Raw genomic sequence first — 18,782 nt, 5'->3', positions numbered from 1 at the left:
ATTGCAGGCTTGCGCTGTTTCGGTCTTACTGCGCCCTGGATTATCGACAGGCCGATGAATCGGGAAATCTTCGACACCTACATAGAGACCCAGCTCGCACCGACACTCCAACCAGGCAATGTCGTCATCCTGGATAATCTTCGCGTTCACAAAAGCGATAAAGCCAAAGCCTGCCTCAAGGAGGTTGGCGCGTGGTTCCTGTTTCTGCCGTCTTATTCGCCAGATTTGAACCCGATCGAAATGGCCTTCGCCAAAATTAAGGCCCATCTCAGAGCCGCCGCCGCTCGCACATTTGACGCACTCTCAAATGCGCTCGGATCAATCTGCAACCTCTTCAATAGCCAAGAATGTCGAAACTATTTTACAGCCGCAGGCTATGGGTTCGATTAAACGTACGGCGCTCTAGCCCCGCGGTTGCGGGGCTCTTCGTTTGTCCGGGCTATGTGGTGACCGGGGCGTTCTGTACCACTTCTTTGAGAAGCAGCGGTCAGGGAAACAGCTCCTTTTTGGGAGCCTGCACGCCGTGCGTGCCATCATATCCATTGACCTGCGATGGCACCCAACCCTGCGGCAGGCTCGACGGTCGATAGACCTCGACTTCGAGGGGATAGCACGCCGCGGCATCCGACGAATGTTCGGACGAGCAATCGCCCCCGGGACATGCTGACATGCAAGCGAGAAGATCGATTTCTGCGAAGAACTCCAGGTAATCGCCCGGGCGCACCGGGCTCGCCTTCATGAAGTACTGCCCCGTATCCCGGGTAAAGCCCGTGCACATGAATACGTTCAGGACGTCGTGGATGTGTGTCGACGCTTCGTCCAGCGGCATTCCGGTTTCCTCTGCAAAGGCCCGTGTGAGGTTCGAATGACAGCAGTGATGATACTGTCCTCCATGGCTCAGGAGGTTATGCGTGTAGGGATCGCAACGTGTTCCTATGACGTCGTGTACTGAGCCTCCAAACGCGTCGAAGCCATACCAGTCAAGCGTATCATGGGTGATCGTCGCGATGGGCCGCAGATAAGGCAGGTTCGAGAATAGCTGGTCGCCAAGCCCGACATGAGTTCCGTTCAAGGCACGGGTTTTGCCCGTATAGAGGCGCTCGCTAATGTTGTTGGCGTTGAACAGATTGAGATCGCCGACCTGCGGACCCTCGCCGCAGAGAATGCGACAAAAGTAGCCTGTCGGCACCGTCCAGCATGCGGCATCTCGCGCTGGAACAGTCACGCGCTTCACAAGCGTGAGGTCCGCGCGCAAGGCGCGGTAGGCCTTAAGATCGGGACGTGGCAGGCTTTGCACCGGATAGCAAATCACAGGAGCGATTGCCCTGCGCGCTGATGCATCTTGCGGGGCTTCAGTGACGGGTGGGGGCTTCATCCCTCGTCCTCTCCATGCTGCATATTGGGACTGCCTATTGAAGGCAGGTCAGTTTGCTCAAAATCTAGCCATGTTCGCAGAACCGATGGAGGTTTCAACAGGTTCTTTTGCCGCAGCGTTGAATTCATAGACTTATTGAATTGTCGCGAGTTCGGCGCCGAGGCCAAGAACGGCATCGATCTTGGCAATGTGACGAATACGGCCGGATCTCGGCGCGGCGATCCGCGTTTCCATTTTCATCGCCTCGACGATTGCAACGATATCGCCTTCAACCACTTCGGCACCATCCTCGACAAGCCATTGACGCAACGTTCCGGGAATGGGAGTTGTAACCGCTCCTTCGCTTGCGCGAGGCGTTTCGCCAGCGGGTTTAATGGCAGCGGCGCCAGAAACCGAGAACAGGCCAGCTGGCAGGGCGAGTTCATGTCGTCTGCCGTCGATCTCGATGAAACTGCGAACGAGACCGCTTTCGACAAGATCGACACGTGGTGCGGGCAGGATCCCTGAAAACTGCGTCTCTATCCATTTTGTGAAGACCCCGAACCTATCCTGGCCGATAAAGTCAGGCTCGTTCACCACGGCGCGGTGGAACGGCAGGACCGAGGCGACGCCGTCGATCCGGAACTCGGCCAATGCCCGGCGTGCACGCTCAAGGGCGTGGGTGCGCGATGATCCCGTGACAATCAGCTTCGCCATCATGGAATCGTAAAGGTCCGGAATGTCAGAGCCCGTTTCGACGCCCGTATCGAGGCGAATGCCTATTCCCGACGGGGCGCGAAAGCGCGTAATCAGCCCCGGCGTCGGAAGAAAGCCTCTTCCAGGGTCCTCGGCATTGATGCGAAATTCGAAGGCGTGTCCGCGCGGTTCCGGGGTTTCCATGACTGATAGCGCCAGGCCGTCGGCGATGCGCAACTGTTCGACCACGATGTCGATGCCCGTGGTTTCCTCGGTGACGGGATGTTCGACCTGAAGGCGGGTGTTGACCTCGAGAAATGAAATGACGCCATCTTGCGACAACAGGAACTCGACAGTCCCGGCCCCGCAGTATCCGACCTCCGCGCAGATCGCTTTCGCCGCCTCATGGATGCGGTTGCGCTGCTCTTCGCTGATGAAGGGCGCTGGCGCCTCCTCGACAAGCTTCTGGTTGCGGCGCTGCAGCGAGCAGTCCCGTGTCCCGAGGACAACCGTGTTGCCATGGCTGTCGGCGATCACCTGCGCCTCGATGTGGCGCGGCTTTTCCAGGAACTGCTCGCCGTAACATTCACCCCGGCCAAACGCTTCAGTTGCCTCGCGCACGGCTGAATTGAAGAGCTCGCCAACCTCCTCCAGCCGTCGGGCGACTTTCATGCCACGACCGCCACCCCCAAACGCTGCCTTGATGGCAAGAGGCAGGCCGACCTCGCGGGCAAAGGCAACCGCGTCTGCCGCTGTAGAAATCGGGCCATTCGATCCCTTGACAAGCGGCGCTCCCACCTTTTCGGCAACGCGACGTGCCTCGACCTTGTCGCCAAGAGCCGCAATGACGTCAGGCGAAGGCCCCACCCATATCAGCCCGGCCTCAATCACGGCACTCGCGAACTCGGATCGCTCGGACAAAAATCCATAGCCCGGATGAACGGCATCGGCGCCTGAGCGTCGCGCAATCTCAAGAATCCGGCCGATATTCAGATAAGTCTCTGAAGGACGGCCCGGTCCGAGGCCATAGGCCTCGTCAGCAAGCTCTGCATGCAATGCGTTTGCATCGGCATCAGAGTAGATGGCAACCGATGAGACGCCGTAGTCGCGCGCGGCGCGGATGATGCGAACGGCGATTTCGCCACGATTGGCGATCAGCAGCTTTTTCATCAGTCAGTCTTCCTGTGTGATAGCAGCGGCCGGGACAAGTGGTTCAGCCTGCCTCTCCTGCGGATCGAAGGCGGCAATCAGATTGAAGCGGATGCGTGCGCCGATCGGGATCTGGCCAGCAAGATCGAGATGGTGGCTGGCGACAACACCGATCACGGGATAACCACCGGTCAGCGGATGGTCGGCCAAAAAAAGAACGGGTTGGCCCTCGGCAGGAACCTGGATTGCGCCATGTGCGGTCCCTTCGGAGGGAAGCTCCCCATGAACACTTCTTTCGATCGGAGCGTTCCCGGACAGGCGCATGCCGATGCGGCTCGATTGTGGTGTGACGTCCCATTCCTGTGTGCGCAGCGTTTCAATACCGGTCTGCGTGAACCAATCGGTTCGCGGCCCGGGAATGACATCAAGTGTTACAATCTCGCCCGCACGAGGCAGCCTACCAGCTTCTTGCGGGCTTTCGTCGACAGCGCAGGCAGGCTTTGAAGCAGGGACCAGCAGACTGCCTGTCTGAATGGTCTCGGGACCAACCTTCGCCAAGGTATCGGTGGCTGCCGAGCCAAGCATCGGCTCGACGAGAAAACCGCCACGTAAGGCAAGATAGCTGCGCATTCCGGCCGACGGGATGCCCAGGGTCACCTCGTCTCCCGCGTCGAGCGCAAAGGCCCGGGCAAAGGGCGCTTTGATCTCGCTACCATTGGGCGTTCGGATCGTCATGGAACAGGGAGCACCGGTCACGGCAACAGTCACCGCCCGGTCCGCCTGAAAGGCAAATCCGCCGAAGGTCACTTCGATGACAGCGCTCTCGCGAGGATTACCCAGAAGCAGATTGGCAGCCTGCATTGCGCCGCGATCGAGCGCGCCGGACTCCGAGACGCCCTGGCTCGAGCGGCCTTTCCGACCGAGATCCTGATAAAGGGCCGGCCGGTCCGACCTGGTCACCAGAAGGCCTTCCGTTACGGGCGCTGAGGCCGGTGTCTTACCCTTGACTGAAGTCACTGGAATGGCCGGGCGCTGCGCCAGATTGCGAAAGCAAACACGATCGCCTGGCGCCAGAAGAGCCGGCCGTTCACGCGCAGTGTCCCACATTTTGAGAGGGGTCGATCCGAGTAACTGCCAGCCGCCGGGACTGTCCGAGGGGTAGATTCCGCCAAACTTTCCGGCCAATGCCACCGACCCGGCAGGGACCTTCACGCGCGGACTCCTTCGTCGTGGAACGTCGAAGCCCTCATCATCGCAGGTCATGTAGGCAAAGCCCGGCGCAAAACCGGTAAAGGCGACCGTATACGTCGCCTCGGTGTGCCGGCGGATAAGTTCTTCCACCGACCAGCCAAGCAGCTTCGCCACCTCCTCGAGGTCAGCACCATCATAAGTTACCGGGATTTCAAACAGATCGCCCTGACGGACACTGCGCTTCGACAGATCCATCCGCGCAATCGAATTCGTCAGTGTTTGACGGTCCGTCAGATAGGGATCGAACTTTATCATCACGGTCCGCGCAGCGGGGATTGCTTCCACCACACCGGGAAGCGGCGTGGCAAGAAGCGCATCGAGAAGCGTCAAGGTCGTTTCGAGATCCTTGAGCTCGACGAGGAAGCCATCACTCCCGGCAGGAAGGAAGCGAAGCAGCTCACACATGTGAGGGGCCGACAAAGGACTTCAGGTCGATACCGCGTTTTTCAAAGGTTTCACGCAACGTACGTGCGATCCCAACTGCCGCCGGCGTGTCGCCGTGAACGCAGATCGATTCTGCCTCAAGCGGAATATCGATACCGTCGATGGTCGTGACCCGCTGCTCATTCACCATCTTGAGCATGCGCTCGGCAATGACTTCCGGATCATGAATAACCGAGCCTGGTAGTCTACGGCTGACGAGACTTCCGTCGGCATTGTATGCCCGGTCGGCAAAAGCTTCGGATACGACCGTCAAACCAGCGTCGCGTGCTTGCTTCACGACAGGGGCACCTGCAAGTGCCAGGAATACCAAGGCGGGATCGATCGCCTTTATGGCCGCAATGACATCCGCTGCCTGTCGCGTATCGTTGGCGATGGTGTTGTAAAGCGCCCCATGTGGCTTGACGTATCGCACCGATGTTCCGGCCGCCCGGGCGAGACCCTGCAATGCACCGATCTGATAGATCGTATCGCCGACGAGCTCATCACTCGACGGATCCATGTTGCGGCGACCAAAGCCAGCGAGATCGCGATAGCCGACATGTGCACCGACCACCACTCCGCGGTGGGCCGCTTCCCGCAAAACGCTCAATATACCGGCGGGATCGCCGGCGTGGAAACCGCAAGCGATGTTGGCGCTTGTGACGATCTGAAGCACGGCGGCATCGTCGCCCATTCTCCACGGTCCGAAACTTTCGCCGAGGTCGCTGTTAAGGTCGATACTTGCCATGTCGCACACCATTGGAGAATGAGGATTCGAGATTATTGGTCTATAACTTCTCAGGGATCAACGTCGACAAATATGATCTGACCTGCGGGCGTGGAGAGCCCGGTTGCAACGGATGTCCCGAGTTCCAAGCTCTCGAAGAGCCAGCCTCATCGAAGCCCGCTTAGCCCGCGACGTCTCGGCGCCGGTTATGTCCTTGAGGAACCGGACCCGCCTGGAGATCAGACAGCGAGGAGGCGTCCGACCCAATAGCCGACCTGGTGCTTGAAATAATCAGCCTGCTCTGTGGTTTCCCGCCAAGCCATACGGCTGTACAGCCCTCGGCACGCGATCTGGTCGACCACAGAGAGGAAAGCTATGAGGCCAACGATGAAAATCAAACCGCGCATGCCCAGACATTAGCAGAGCAGCATTTAGAAACCTCTAACGCATCCCGCAGCACGGCTTTCCCGCTCGCGTTCGCACTCAATGAAGTTGATGATCCAAGTCGAGGCAATTCAACGATCGGCCGAAAGGATTGACTTGAGCAATTGAGTGCTTCCGAAGACCTCGCCGTCAGTCCGGCAAGGTAAGTCTAATCGGTGAGGTTCGGATTCGCGGGGCAGCGGCCAAACCCCACCCTCCCTGGACTATCCGTTCTTCGATGACAGATGAGAGAGTATGTCGTGCTCGAAAAAAGAGAAAATCAGACCAAAGTCGTGCAGGCCCGCGACAGCCGATGTTGGATGTTGATCGCGTCATCCTCATAAGACCTTCATAACGGACGCCTTATACATACCATGGAAATTCCGGTTTCCGATTCTTTTTCCCTTGAAGAGTGGCCCATTCTTCGAGGGCCGTCGTATCGGCGCATGAATGTGAACAAAGATCGGTCTCCGACTCTCGAGGCGACGACCGACATGACGCGCTCCCGTCCACACCTTCGCTACAAGGTCGTATGCGTGGCGGCTGGCGACTTCTGCTCGTTTATCGATGACGCGCATGGCCATCGTAAGCACGCCAGTGATGTCTCAGAGGACCGCGGCGTATCTGGCACGTTTGAGCCGAAGTGCCGTTTGGACCGGTGCAGTCACCACCTCATAGAACCGGAACGCACCGTTAGGCATCCCGCCATCGTCCCAGAGGCGAAGATACCGAGATCCGCCACCTCACCCGGTAAGCAAACCTGACACAGACAGGCCAGCCTCAACCAGACGAGCGTATCCGCTGTGACCAAGGACCGAAAGTGCGACCAAAAGCAGGCAGGCAAGCCCTATAAAGGCAGTAACGCCAATTGCCTTTGACTGTTTGTGTTCCATACCGGTCAATATGGGAATAGCGTCACACAACGCCAGTGCGACGTCTGGACGCGCTTTGCAGCATGCGGGACCATCCGGTTGGCCGACCATCGGGTCCGACGACAAAATGGAAGTCGCCTTGATTTGGATCAACGACATCATCTACGGCGTTCAGATAGCCTCCACAGAACTTGGTCCCAGGGACCGACCTATCGACAAGGAGGCATACAGGATGGATCAATCGGTCACTCGCCAAAGAACATCGTCAATGTCCCCGGTGAAATGTCCACCGATCACCGCCGTTGGCAGAGGTGGTGCCGACATCTTGCTCGAGCGGGCGGACGACGACCACTGGATCGTGACGATGCTTTCTCGTACAGCGCTCGAATGGGCGACAAGTGAACTCTGCTGTCCTCTTCGTGCCTGCTTCGCCGGAAGCATGAAACTGGACATCCTGAGCACCAACCGGCTGTTGAAACAGGCAAACAGTCAGGGATTCAGGACGGAATTTATCGGTCTAGGTGGTAGAGACGTCTTTTGACGCTGCTCGAGGTCGGCGGGCGGCCTTGAAGACGAAACGCGGCGACAAAGCCGATCCCGAAGATCGACGAATTGAGAGGCATCGCGCTCGGTCACCATAAGCAAACCTCATATGGGCATGACGGCTACTTATTTGCGAGGCGGAAGGCAACTGGCTATGCCCATTTTTTAAACCCGGACCTCGCTTGACACTTTTTTAGCCCCTCCATATGGTTTTGAACCAAACGGTAAAAAAAGGGGAACAATCATGACAAAAGACCTTCTCATGTCACGTCGCGCGCTCATGGCCTCAGGCATTGCACTTGGCGTCAGCGGGCTGGCCCCGATCGCGCGCGCTGCTGCCCCATTGAAGGTGGCGGGCATCCATGCCTCGCCCGTCGAGAACGCCTGGAATTCTTGTCTTCACAAGGCCTTGCAGGACGCCGCCAAGGAGGGCGTAATTGAATATGTATTTTCAGAAGGTGTTTCCGGGACCGACTATCCCCGCGCCATGCGCGAATATGCCGAGCAAGGAAACAAGCTGATTATCGGCGAAGCCTATGCCGTCGAAAAGGAAGCGCGCCAGGTGGCGGCCGATTACCCCGACACCGCGTTTGTTCTCGGATCGAGCGGCAAGGAAGAAGGCAGCAATTTCGGCGTCTTCGGCACCTGGAATTACGACGGCGCCTATCTCGCGGGGATGCTGGCAGGCAAGATGACCAAGTCGAACATGGTCGGCTCCGTTGGCGCCATGCCTATTCCCGAGGTCAACATGCTGATCAACGCCTTCGCCGAAGGTGTCAAGTCGGTCAATCCCGACTGCAAGCATCTCGTGGCCTTCATTGGCACGTTCTTCGATCCGCCGAAGGCGCGCGAGGCAGGCCTTGCCCAGATCGATGCTGGTGCCGACATCCTGTTTGGCGAGCGCATCGGAACTGCCGATGCGGCCAAGGAACGCAAGATCAAGGCTGTCGGATCATTGATCGACTATACCCCACGCTATCCCGACACCGTCTTTGCAAATGCCCTGTGGGGTTTCAGGCCCATTCTGAACGCGGCGATTGCCGATGTCGCTGCGGGCAAGCCCGTCGGCCGCAACTACACCGCCTTCGGGCTGATGAAGGAAGGTGGAAGCGACATCGTCTTTGTGAAGGGCGTGGCGCCCGCAGACGCGGAAGCGGCCATGGAAGCCAAGCGCGCCGACATCAAGGCCGGCAAGTTCGAGGTGCCGCAGAACATGGAACAGCCAAAGTAAGTTCGGCCGATTCATGCCCGGCAAACGGCCAGTCGACGCCACCGACGTTTCGGAACTGATCCGTTCCGGCCAACTGACTGCAACGGAGGCGATGCGGCAGTCTCTGGCCGCTGCCACCCGGCTTTCCAGTCTTGGTGCCATTACTCATCTTGATGGCCCAATGGGGATGGCGACCGCCCAGGCAGCCGACGACGAGCGTCGGGCCGCCCCGACGCGTTTCTCGGCGCGTGCGTTTGGTGGTGTGCCGACGCTTGCCAAGGATCTTGGCGGCCCGTTCAAGGGTCTGCCGGTTGCAGCCGGTTCGCGCCTTTTCAAGCGAGATTCCGGCAATGCCGATTCCGAGCTTGCAGCCCGGTTTCGCGCGGCTGGCTTTTGCCTGTTTGGCCTGACCACGAGCCCCGAACTCGGCCTGTCGCTTGCAAGTGAGCCGGCAATTGGGCCGGTCTGTCGTAATCCGCATGACCCATCCCGAACCGCTGGCGGTTCATCGGGTGGTGCGGCCGCAGCTGTCGCCGCCGGCATCGTTTCAATAGCACATGCGACCGACGCTGGCGGCTCCATTCGCGTTCCCGCCGCCTGCTGCGGCCTGGTTGGGCTGAAGCCCAGCCGGGGCGCCATGCCAGCAGGTCCTTCGTTCGGCAATCACCTCGGTGGCATCGCAAGCGAATTCGTCGTGGCACGCTCAGTCCGGGACACGCAGCTCGCTCTGATCTCGTTGAGCGGTAAAGCGCGTGGCCCATTTCCTGATGTGGCCATGGAGGCATCTTCTTCGTCCCGCCTGAAGATCGGCCTCCTGATGGATACCGGTGCGCGGTTTCCAACCGCCGCCGACCGGCTGGATGCAGTCGAGGCGGCGGCGACTGCGCTCGAGACAGACGGCCACGAGATCGTCCGACTTGAGTGGAGCGATTTTGAAACCGCCGCAGGATATAGCGCGCGTGTTTTCGAGGACATTGTCGCCGTCAACCTGTTCAATCTGGCAGAGGACCTTGGGCTCGACCTGGCAATGGCCGAGCGCCTGACACAGGCAGTCGCCGAACAGGGCAGCGCGATGCCTGCCGCCGCCCTTTGGGCATCGCTGAACAGGGCTGTTCTCGTCAGCCATCATATGTGGGGTCTCTTCGACAGGGTTGATTGCGTTCTGTCCCCAATGCTGTCGTCGGCACCCCTTGCCGTCGGCTCGTTCCCATCCGATCATGCCGACACCGAGCTGCATTTCGATCGCATGGCTGCCTTCGCGCCGCTCGCGCCACTCGCCAATGTCTCGGGGGTTCCTGCCTTGACGCTTCCTTTCGGATCAGATGCTGCCGGCTTGCCGCTGCCGATCCAGCTGATGGCACCAATCGGCCGCGATCTGCAGCTCCTGTCGCTCGCCTTGCGACTGGAAGCCGAAGGCCGTTGGCAACATCCCTTCGAAATCGCGGGCGCGCCCGCATGACCACCGTGCTCGATATTTCCCGTGTCTCGAAGCGGTTCGGCGACAACCTTGCCAACGATGATATTTCGCTGTCACTCAAGGAAGGAGAGATTATCGCACTCCTTGGCGAAAACGGTGCCGGCAAGACAACGTTGATGAGCATCCTCTTCGGTCACTATGTGCCTGACTCCGGTCGCATAATGATCCATGGCCGCGAGCTGTCGCCGGGCAGGCCCCGCGAGGCAATCCGGGCTGGCGTTGGCATGGTGCACCAGCATTTCTCGCTCGCGGCAAATCTCACGGTCATCGAGAACATCATGACCGGGACGCAAAAACTCTGGGCGTCGCGCTCGAACACGAACGCCGCGCGCAGGAAGCTCCTTTCGATTTCGGATCGTTTCGGGCTCAAGGTCGACCCTGACGCACGTCTCGGTGATCTGTCGGTCGGGGAGCAACAACGCGTCGAGCTTCTCAAGGCGCTCTTCAACGACGCTCGAATCCTGATCCTCGACGAGCCAACCGCCGTTCTCACCAATATCGAGGCCGAACGGCTGTTCTCGACGTTGAAGGAGATGGCCCGCCAGGGATTGTCGGTGATCTTTATCTCCCACAAGCTGGATGAGGTCATGGCCGCCGCCGACAGGATTGTCGTGCTGCGCGGGGGCAAGATGGTCGCCGAGCGTCTTCAGTCGGAAACCAGCAAGGCCGAACTCGCTGAACTGATGGTCGGTCACCGGGTCAGCCGCCCCGTACGCGAACCGTCGACACCCGGCACCGTTGTCCTGGAAGGCGTTGGGATCACCGCCAGGATTGGCGGGGTCGACAGGCTGAAGAGCATCAACTTCCACCTCAGTGAAGGCGAGGTGCTCGGTATCATCGGCGTTTCCGGAAACGGGCAGGCGCCCTTGGCAGCCTTGTTGTCCGGCATGCTGTCGCGCACGGCGGGTGATCTCGTCCTGTTCGGAAAAAATGTCGGCAATCTCGACGTGGCGGACGTCGTCGCAGCTGACATCGGCCGCATTCCCGAAGACCGAAACAAGGAAGGGGCGATCGGCGAAATGGCAATATGGGAAAACGTCGTGCTCGAGCGTCTTCCCGCCTTCTCCCGGGCCGGAATGGTCGACCGCAAGGCAGGCATGACGTTTGCCCGGGAGATCATTGATGCCTTCGACGTGAGAGGTGGTGCGCCGCGCAGCCGTACCCGCCTCCTGTCCGGTGGGAACATGCAAAAGCTTATCCTCGGCAGGAATCTGCAGCAGCGCCCCCGTATTCTGATCGCCGCGCAGCCGGCACGCGGTCTCGACGAGGGCGCTGTGGCCGCCGTCCACGCCCGGATCCTGGACGCCCGCAGGCAGGGCACGGCGGTTTTGTTGATCTCCGAGGATCTTGATGAAGTGATCGCGCTTGCGGACCGGATCCAGGCGATCGTCGGTGGCAGCCTGTCGCCGCCTGTCGACTCGGGAGACATCGATGCACGCCGGCTTGGCCTGATGATGGCGGGCGACTGGAGTGAGACCCCCACGGAGATCAGACATGCGCCTTGAACGCCGCGAGCATCGGCCGGTCTATCTCCTGGTCGGTTCGCCGATCGCTGCCGTCGTCTCAGCACTTCTGCTTGCCGGCATTCTGATCGCAATCGCCGGCGCGCCAGTCCTGGAGGCCTATCGCCGCATCCTGATTGGCGCCTTCGGCTCACGTCTCTCGGCGACCGAGACCTTGACCCGGGCGACGCCCCTTATCCTGACCGGTCTTGCAGCCGCGACGGCCTTTAGGGCAAGGCTTTGGAATATCGGCGCGGAAGGCCAGTTCTACGTCGGCGCTATCGCAGTCGCCGCCTGCGGCTCCAAACTGCTGGCTGGCCTGCCGGGCCCGATCCTCATTCCATCCTTGCTATTGATCGGTGCTGTCGCGGGCATGGTGCTGATCCTCGTCCCGCTGTGGCTCAGATTGCGCTTCTCTGTTGACGAGGTGGTGACCAGTCTCCTGGTCAACTTCATCGCGCTGCTTTTTGTCTCCATGCTGATCAACGGTGTGCTGAAGGATCCAATGGCCTTTGGGTGGCCACAGTCGCAGTCCGTGGTCGACGATGCCATGCTGCCGAAGCTGGTTGCCCGCTCGCGCCTCCATATCGGCCTCCTGATTGCGATCGTCCTTGCGGTCATCATTCATTTCCTGCAGACGAGGACGGTCTTTGGCATGCAGTCACGCGCTGCTGGCCTCAGTCCGCAGGGCGCGGCGTTTGCCGGCGTGCCTCTGACGCGGACCCTGGTCAAGGTTGCCTGTCTTTCCGGAGGACTTGCGGGACTTGCCGGCGCGATCGAAGTCCTCGGCGTCAAGGGCTATGTCACCACGGATCTGTCCCCTGGCTTCGGCTATTCCGGTATCGTCGTCGCCATGCTCGCCAACCTGAACCCGCTCGGTGTCGTGCTTGCGGCGCTGTTCACGGCAACCATGTTCGTCGGTGCCGACGGCATGAGCCGCAGCCTGGCCATACCGACCTACATCGCTGACGTAACCGTAGCGCTGTCGCTCCTGACGATGCTCGTTGCCCTGTTCTTCACCCAATACAGGATCCGGCGATGAACATTATTGTCGACATCATCTCATCGGCCGGCCTGTGGGCGGCAATCCTTCGCATTGCCACACCCCTGATCTTTGGCACCCTTGGCGCCCTTCTGTCAGAACGCGCCGGCGTTCTCAACCTCGGCATCGAGGGCATCATGACCTTCGGCGCGATGATCGGGTGGCTTGCGGTCTATCACGACGCCGACCTTTGGACCGGTCTCTTTGTGGCCGCACTGGCAGGCATGGTGTTCGGTTTCCTGCACGCCGTGATGACTGTTACGCTCGGCCTGTCCCAGCATGTCTCCGGTCTTGGCGTGACGCTGTTTGCCTCAAGCTTCAGTTACTATATTTTCCGTCTGATCGTACCTGTGGCCGGCACACCGCCAACGATCGTCCCCTTCCAGCCAATCAGCATCCCTGGCCTTTCCACCATGCCATTTGTTGGACCGGCCTTTTTCACGCAAACAGCGCCAACCTATCTCGCCATCCTCACCGCGCTCCTTCTTGCCTACGTCGTCTTTCACACGCCACTTGGTCTTGCGCTTCGCATGACCGGTGAAAACCCGCATGCAGCAGAAGCCCAGGGCGTCGATCCGATCCGGATACGCTATGGTGCGGTGATCGTCGGCAGCGCGTTAATGGGCATGGGCGGCGCGTTCCTGACGCTGTCAGCCTTCAACAGCTTCTTCCCGACCATGGTCCAGGGTCGTGGGTGGATCTGCATTGCGCTTGTCGTCTTCGCATCCTGGAGACCCGGGCGTGCACTTTTTGGAGCGCTTCTCTTCGCCTTCTTTGACGCCTTCCAGCTTCGCCTGCAGACCGTCGTCCAGGGCATTCCCTATCAGATTTTTCTGATGACCCCGTATATCCTGTCGATCCTGGCGCTTGCCGTCATGGCACGCCGTGCGCGCGTTCCTCAGGCCCTGATGCAATCTTATCGCCGTGGCGAACGGTAAAAGGAGACCCAATGTTCGAGCTGATCATCAGAAAAGCGAACCTTCCCGATGGCCGCAACGGGATCGACATTGCGGTGGAGAACGGAAAGATTGCTGCGATCGAGCAGCAGATCGAGGCTTCTGCCGGAACGGAAATCGATGCAACCGGGCGGCTCGTAACACCTCCCTTCGTTGATCCCCATTTCCACATGGATGCCACGCTGTCACTCGGCCTGCCGCGAATGAACATCTCGGGCACGCTTCTCGAAGGCATCTCGCTCTGGGGTGAGCTTCGTCCGTCATTGACACAGGAGGCGCTGGTCGGTCGCGCCCTGCGCTACTGCGACCTTGCCGTAAGCCAAGGCCTTCTTTCCATCAGAAGCCACGTCGATACGTCCGATCCACGTCTCATAACCGCCGAGGCTCTGATCGAGGTTCGAAAACGGGTAAAGCCCTACATCGACTTGCAACTCGTTGCCTTTCCGCAGGATGGCTATTACCGGGCGGAAGGCGGTGTCGACTCGCTGAAGCGTGCCCTCGACATGGGGATCGACATTGTCGGCGGTATTCCGCATTTCGAGCGAACGATGGAAGACGGGCGCGCGTCTGTCGAGGCGCTGTGCAGGATCGCCGCTGATCGCGGACTTCCGGTCGACATGCATTGCGACGAGACGGACGATCCGATGTCGCGTCACATTGAAACGCTGGCGGCCCAGACAGTGCGTTTCGGGCTCCAGGGACGTGTTGCCGGTTCCCACCTCACCTCGATGCATTCGATGGACAACTACTATGTCTCGAAGCTCATCCCGCTGATGGCCGAAGCTGAAATCAATGTCATCCCCAACCCCCTGATCAACATCATGCTACAGGGCAGGCACGATACCTATCCCAAGCGCCGCGGCATGACACGCGTGCGTGAACTGATGGATGCCGGGCTTAACGTCTCCTTCGGGCACGACTGCGTCATGGATCCCTGGTATTCGATGGGCTCAGGCGACATGCTGGAAGTCGGACATATGGCGATCCATGTGGCGCAGATGGCCGGGATCGATGACAAGAGAAAGATCTTCGACGCCCTTACAGTGAACTCTGCAAAGACGATGGGTCTCGAAGGTTATGGGATGATGAAAGGCTGCAACGCGGACTTTGTTGTCCTGCAGGCAGCCGACCCGATTGAGGCATTGCGGCTCAAGCCGACACGGCTTTGCGTCGTCCGCCGGGGCAGGATTATCGCTCAATCAAAGCCACGGATCGCCGAGTTGTCTCTCGATGGCCGGCCCACGACGATCGATAGCGGTCTAGATTACGTGCCAATGACGCCGTCGTGAGGGCCAAAATGCGCTCCTGCCCCGCGCCGCTCAAGACCCGATAAACTGACCATCGTTCAAGGAGGGAAGTCCATGGATATCAGAATGGTCATGTGTGTCTTTGGTGTGGAGCGCTGGAACCAGGACTTCCGCGGGCCATGAAGGAACAGTGACGACGCCTTCGGAGGCACGTTCACTCGTCGCTCCCTCTATTGCGCTAGATGAGCGCTCGAAGTGCGTTCAGGACAACCTCAATGTCAATTGCCTCCTGTATCAGTGCGCCTGGACCGGAGGCAAAAAGCCGACGCCGGCGACTATCATCGCAATGATGGATAGACGATCCCGACCCCAACGCAAAAAGCCCAGAGCCCGGGAACAGGCGGTGGCGGAGCCGGCGACGAGAGCTTCAACCTCACCCGGTCCCTCACGCCGAGGTGCCGCGCAGCGTACAGCCGGCTGCCAGCATGGCGTCGATCGCGCGAGAGGGCGGTGGTTTAACGCATGGAGGCTAGTGGATCGTGATGGCAGTCGAGGACGTGACAAGCGTTGCCGCGAGGCCCGGGTATCGCTCAATCAAAATGGAAGCCAGCTCTTCCTGCGTTCGGTGGCCCTGGTTGAACAGGTCAATCGCTGCACCACAGAGTGTCTCCGAGGCCCGCAGGTCGGGTGCCGCTTGAAAGTGCTTGTACCAAGTCTGAACGGAACGTGAGAGCAATGCCATTTCTGCGTCAAGGATCGGTCTGAAAATCATGCCCGCCTCCCGGTTCTAAGAAACAGGGCGGATAGTAGTGACCTGACATCAAAGGTCAATGCGTATATTAGAAATCAATAAATGATATGATACGGCATCACACATTTGTCGTTTCAAAATGTCGAACTTCTGCAGTCTAGACAAGGAGTTCACGTCAAGCGTCGAAATTTCGCGTGCGACCTAAAACCGCAAGGAGGTGACGTGTTGGATCGGCACGGCGCCATGCCTTCGCGCGGAAATCATTGAAAAAATTATAAGTCGATCTGCGTCGCTGCCCGGCCGGTGACGTCATTCATGTAAATGGCGTAAAAAAGATGCGGGGAAGCATGGGATGGCGGGACGGCATCCGGCTTCAGAGAACCTATCTCCCACCAATCCCTGTGCTTCTGGAGCAGCGACCAGGCGTGCAATCTCTCTTCGTGCCAGGTGTCGTTGTCCGGCAATTCCTGGAATTTGCCGTCGAGGATCACGCTTCTCCAGCTGCCCTTTAATTGCCGTTCCTCGACTTGCAGACAAACTCGCGGGTTTTCGCGCATCCACTCGACCTTGCGCCCCGGCATCGAAAAGCTGTAGGCGACCCTGGCATCGAAAACGAAGTACACTGGCACAATATAAGGCTGTCCCTCGTTGCAACATGCCAGGTGGCCATAGTGCCCGGCATTCAGCATCTCCACACATTCATGATGCGTCATAGTCCTGATTGCCATTGTCATTGTCTCCACCCCTATCTTCCAGGGCGACCCTCGGCGGATCGCTGCAGATGAAACTCCCGTCGGGTAAGATCGCCGCCCGGCCGGTCGAAAAGAACGCTGAAGATCGTTGCAATCATTACCGCGATGACCAGCAGCAAGGCATGTTCGAACACCATCCAGCGGAACCATCTGTAGCAGTGCTCGGTACGCATCCTCTGCTCCTGGGCGGCGACAATTTGATCATTGCGGCGGGTTCGTCAGCACGCGACAGATAAGATCCGACGGATTTGCCTTTGATGCATTGCGCTTGATCAAACATCGGAGACTTGGCTCTCCATGCGAACGCTGAAAAGAGTGGTGAACGCGGCCCGAGATGAGACGACGACGACAGAAAGCTGGATGACGGCATATCGGAATAACCGAAACAACAGTGTCCTAGTTTGATGGGGATCAAAGCAGCGCGCCGGTCGGCGTGCTTTGATAGCATTGCTCAATGTCGAGCAAGACAACGAGATCCAGTCGGGATCTGCTTGACAAACAGGAGATGGCCATGCCCGACACATTCCCCGTGAAGACCGAACAGAAAACCATGACGCCAGCTCAGAGCGGGATCTGGCCACCTTTCGAGTCACTTCGTTCGGAAATCGACCGACTGTTCGAGGATTTCGGACCGTCTTGGCGCGCCGCACGGCGCCCGATGCTCCCCCGCGGCTTCGGGACCCAGAATGGCTTGGTCATGTCGCCAGCTGTCGATGTGGTGGAAAAGAACGATGCATTTGAAATTACCGCAGAGGTTCCGGGGCTCGACGAAAAGAACATCGAAGTGAAGCTCGCGAACGGCATATTGACCATACGGGGCGAGAAGAGCGAAGAGACAGAAGAAAAAGACAAGGCCTATCATGTTTCCGAGCGCCACTATGGCGCCTTTCAGCGCTCGTTTCAGCTTCCCGACTACGTCGATGTCGACGCCGTGAACGCGTCTTTTGCAAAAGGCGTCCTGAAAGTGGTCCTTCCAAAAACGTCCAACGCCAAAAAGAATGATCGGAAGATAGAGATTACAGCGGGATAGACGTCGGGGAACCTGACGGCCTAACCTAGTCTGAAAGACGCGCCGCAGCGTCGAACGACTGCGATCGCGTGGGTCACGTTCAGGACCTTACTCAGCCCCGCCCAGTTCGGGGCTTTTTTCGCGGAACACACGCTCCTCGAACGTGGTCTGTACGGCGGTCGCGATGCCGGAAACCTCCTTCTCTAAAATTGCCGCTCACTTTGATTGAACGCAATGTAGACCGGATCAGGAGCTCTATTCTGACCGTGCGGTTAATGCGCCGGTCGGAGGGCAAAATGGGCGGGATTGGTTGGCGGGATCCGATCATGGTGACACTCGGAACCGTGATATTCGCGAGCCCGTGGGTCTTGCCGTCAAGTTTCGGGGATCCGTTGGCTGGCGATGCAACAGCGTGGGCACTCGTCCTCACGGGCGCAGTGACGACGGGAACGGCAGTCGTCGGCATCGTGCTTCCGGAAAGATGGGAGGCCTTGATCGAATTCGCACTCGGCGGCTGGGTCATAATCTTGCCGTGGGTCATGCTCCCGCTTCACGAGTCGACCGCAGTCACCTGGGCGGCCGTCATCATCGGCAGTATCATCGTCGTCATTTCCGCCGTCCCGGCATTCCTAGAGGCGGAACCCAAGCGGAGGATTGAAATGGTCATGATCAATCATGGATCACGTACGACAGAAGCCCTGCTTTCAGCAGCGGGATGCCTATCAAAGGGAGATGACAGAATGGGTGTTAGGGTGCTTCCGAAGTCAGACTGGTCGGCCTACTTTTCGGAACTTCATAAAGAGGTCGAAGGAAAAGAAATCAAAATTGAAGTAATCGGCGAAACGCTTGGCGATCAGGTGCTTATAAGGTCTTCAACGCTCATCGGAGCAACGTACGAGCCAAAAGAGGATGCTCTCGAAATCTCGGTCAAAGGCATGACCCATGTTGTCGACCGTCCGCAGAAGATCTCCGTACTCGACGAAAATGGAACGGTATGCGCGATCGACGTGATTGATATCGGGGCCAGGCACCAGCTCATGACATTTGCGTAGTCGTGGGCGCGGTTTTTCACATCCTGCCGGGGATGCGTAAAACAGGCGGCCCAATCCGCACGATTGCCAGCGGCTCAATTCTCAAGGGCATCTCGAAGAGCGGGAGATGCGATCCGATAAGATTGACGCGATGCCGCGGAAGCTCTCGGGCTCCATCAAAGATGGGACGTGGCCACCAGGCGTTTTTGGTCCTGTTGCCCGTTCTTCTTTTGCCGTGGGAATTCTGCCGCTCGAGGTTCAGCGCCGGATCGGCAATGGCCAACGCAGGGAACTGGCCTCAATACAATCCTGTACTTCGTACTGGCCTATCTGGCGCTCGCGCCCACCGAAGGCGGGATCAAGCTTG

Annotated in this window: 18 protein-coding genes; 11 read left to right on the top strand and 7 right to left on the bottom strand. The window is 59.0% G+C overall.

Annotation, left to right across the window (positions count from 1 at the left end):
• The coding region (locus FHT77_RS17405; RefSeq protein ID WP_183756189.1) for a transposase at positions 1-390 on the top strand (390 nt) is incomplete at its 5' end.
• A gap of 97 nt (positions 391-487) precedes the next feature.
• On the opposite strand, the gene FHT77_RS17400 is transcribed toward FHT77_RS17405, so the two are convergent.
• The 4 genes from FHT77_RS17400 to FHT77_RS17385 all read right to left on the bottom strand — a co-directional run bounded on the left by FHT77_RS17400 (position 488) and on the right by FHT77_RS17385 (position 5,621).
• Entirely contained in the window at positions 488-1,375 is an 888-nt protein-coding gene (locus FHT77_RS17400) for a DUF1989 domain-containing protein (protein ID WP_183756188.1), read from the bottom strand.
• Between the two features lie 132 nt (positions 1,376-1,507).
• Entirely contained in the window at positions 1,508-3,220 is a 1,713-nt protein-coding gene (locus tag FHT77_RS17395) for an acetyl/propionyl/methylcrotonyl-CoA carboxylase subunit alpha (protein ID WP_183756187.1), read from the bottom strand.
• 3 nt (positions 3,221-3,223) lie between these two features.
• Positions 3,224-4,855, bottom strand: coding sequence for an urea amidolyase family protein (locus FHT77_RS17390; RefSeq protein WP_183756186.1), 1,632 nt, complete (start codon positions 4,853-4,855; stop codon positions 3,224-3,226).
• On the bottom strand, positions 4,848-5,621 hold the full coding sequence (locus FHT77_RS17385) for a LamB/YcsF family protein (RefSeq protein WP_183756185.1): 774 nt from the start codon (positions 5,619-5,621) through the stop codon (positions 4,848-4,850). The genes FHT77_RS17390 and FHT77_RS17385 overlap by 8 nt, the downstream gene beginning before the upstream one ends.
• A gap of 257 nt (positions 5,622-5,878) precedes the next feature.
• Here FHT77_RS17385 and FHT77_RS17380 point away from each other — a divergent pair, with 257 nt between their 5' ends.
• From FHT77_RS17380 to FHT77_RS17345, 8 genes are all read left to right on the top strand, one after another.
• Positions 5,879-6,139: a hypothetical protein gene (locus FHT77_RS17380; RefSeq protein WP_183756184.1), complete on the top strand. Its 261-nt coding sequence runs from the start codon at positions 5,879-5,881 to the stop codon at positions 6,137-6,139.
• Between the two features lie 988 nt (positions 6,140-7,127).
• Positions 7,128-7,436: a hypothetical protein gene (locus FHT77_RS17375; protein WP_183756183.1), complete on the top strand. Its 309-nt coding sequence runs from the start codon at positions 7,128-7,130 to the stop codon at positions 7,434-7,436.
• A gap of 246 nt (positions 7,437-7,682) precedes the next feature.
• Complete coding sequence (locus FHT77_RS17370; RefSeq protein WP_183756182.1) at positions 7,683-8,669, top strand: BMP family protein; 987 nt, start codon at positions 7,683-7,685, stop codon at positions 8,667-8,669.
• A 13-nt stretch (positions 8,670-8,682) separates the two neighbouring features.
• Positions 8,683-10,107, top strand: a complete 1,425-nt coding sequence (locus FHT77_RS17365; protein WP_183756181.1) for an amidase — start codon at positions 8,683-8,685, stop codon at positions 10,105-10,107.
• Positions 10,104-11,630: an ABC transporter ATP-binding protein gene (locus FHT77_RS17360; RefSeq protein ID WP_183756180.1), complete on the top strand. Its 1,527-nt coding sequence runs from the start codon at positions 10,104-10,106 to the stop codon at positions 11,628-11,630. Before FHT77_RS17365 ends, FHT77_RS17360 begins: the two co-directional genes overlap by 4 nt.
• Positions 11,620-12,669 carry an ABC transporter permease gene (locus tag FHT77_RS17355; protein ID WP_183756179.1) on the top strand — a complete coding sequence of 350 codons (1,050 nt, stop codon included), beginning with the start codon at positions 11,620-11,622 and terminating at the stop codon, positions 12,667-12,669. The genes FHT77_RS17360 and FHT77_RS17355 overlap by 11 nt, the downstream gene beginning before the upstream one ends.
• Complete coding sequence (locus tag FHT77_RS17350; RefSeq protein WP_183756178.1) at positions 12,666-13,607, top strand: ABC transporter permease; 942 nt, start codon at positions 12,666-12,668, stop codon at positions 13,605-13,607. Before FHT77_RS17355 ends, FHT77_RS17350 begins: the two co-directional genes overlap by 4 nt.
• 11 nt (positions 13,608-13,618) lie before the next feature.
• The gene (locus tag FHT77_RS17345; protein ID WP_183756177.1) at positions 13,619-14,914 is read left to right on the top strand and encodes an amidohydrolase family protein; all 1,296 of its coding nucleotides are present in this window, start codon (positions 13,619-13,621) and stop codon (positions 14,912-14,914) included.
• Positions 14,915-15,401: 487 nt separating this feature from the next.
• Here the strand turns inward: FHT77_RS17345 and FHT77_RS17340 are convergent, their stop codons facing one another.
• From FHT77_RS17340 to FHT77_RS17330, 3 genes are all read right to left on the bottom strand, one after another.
• A complete protein-coding gene (locus FHT77_RS17340; RefSeq protein WP_183756176.1) occupies positions 15,402-15,644 on the bottom strand; it encodes a hypothetical protein in 243 nt (80 codons plus the stop codon).
• A gap of 251 nt (positions 15,645-15,895) precedes the next feature.
• Positions 15,896-16,357 carry a pyridoxamine 5'-phosphate oxidase family protein gene (locus FHT77_RS17335; protein ID WP_183756175.1) on the bottom strand — a complete coding sequence of 154 codons (462 nt, stop codon included), beginning with the start codon at positions 16,355-16,357 and terminating at the stop codon, positions 15,896-15,898.
• A gap of 11 nt (positions 16,358-16,368) precedes the next feature.
• On the bottom strand, positions 16,369-16,548 hold the full coding sequence (locus FHT77_RS17330) for a hypothetical protein (RefSeq protein ID WP_183756174.1): 180 nt from the start codon (positions 16,546-16,548) through the stop codon (positions 16,369-16,371).
• A 338-nt stretch (positions 16,549-16,886) separates the two neighbouring features.
• Here FHT77_RS17330 and FHT77_RS17325 point away from each other — a divergent pair, with 338 nt between their 5' ends.
• A complete protein-coding gene (locus tag FHT77_RS17325) occupies positions 16,887-17,405 on the top strand; it encodes an Hsp20/alpha crystallin family protein (protein ID WP_183756173.1) in 519 nt (172 codons plus the stop codon).
• 305 nt (positions 17,406-17,710) lie between these two features.
• Positions 17,711-18,436 (top strand): DUF5335 family protein, encoded by a 726-nt coding sequence (locus FHT77_RS31370; RefSeq protein ID WP_246719895.1) that lies wholly within the window; start codon positions 17,711-17,713, stop codon positions 18,434-18,436.
• Positions 18,437-18,782: the final 346 nt, after the last annotated feature.

The organism is Rhizobium sp. BK181 (assembly GCF_014193305.1).
Classification (GTDB): Bacteria; Pseudomonadota; Alphaproteobacteria; order Rhizobiales; family Rhizobiaceae; genus Rhizobium.
This window is presented reverse-complemented; position numbering and strand designations above follow the sequence as displayed.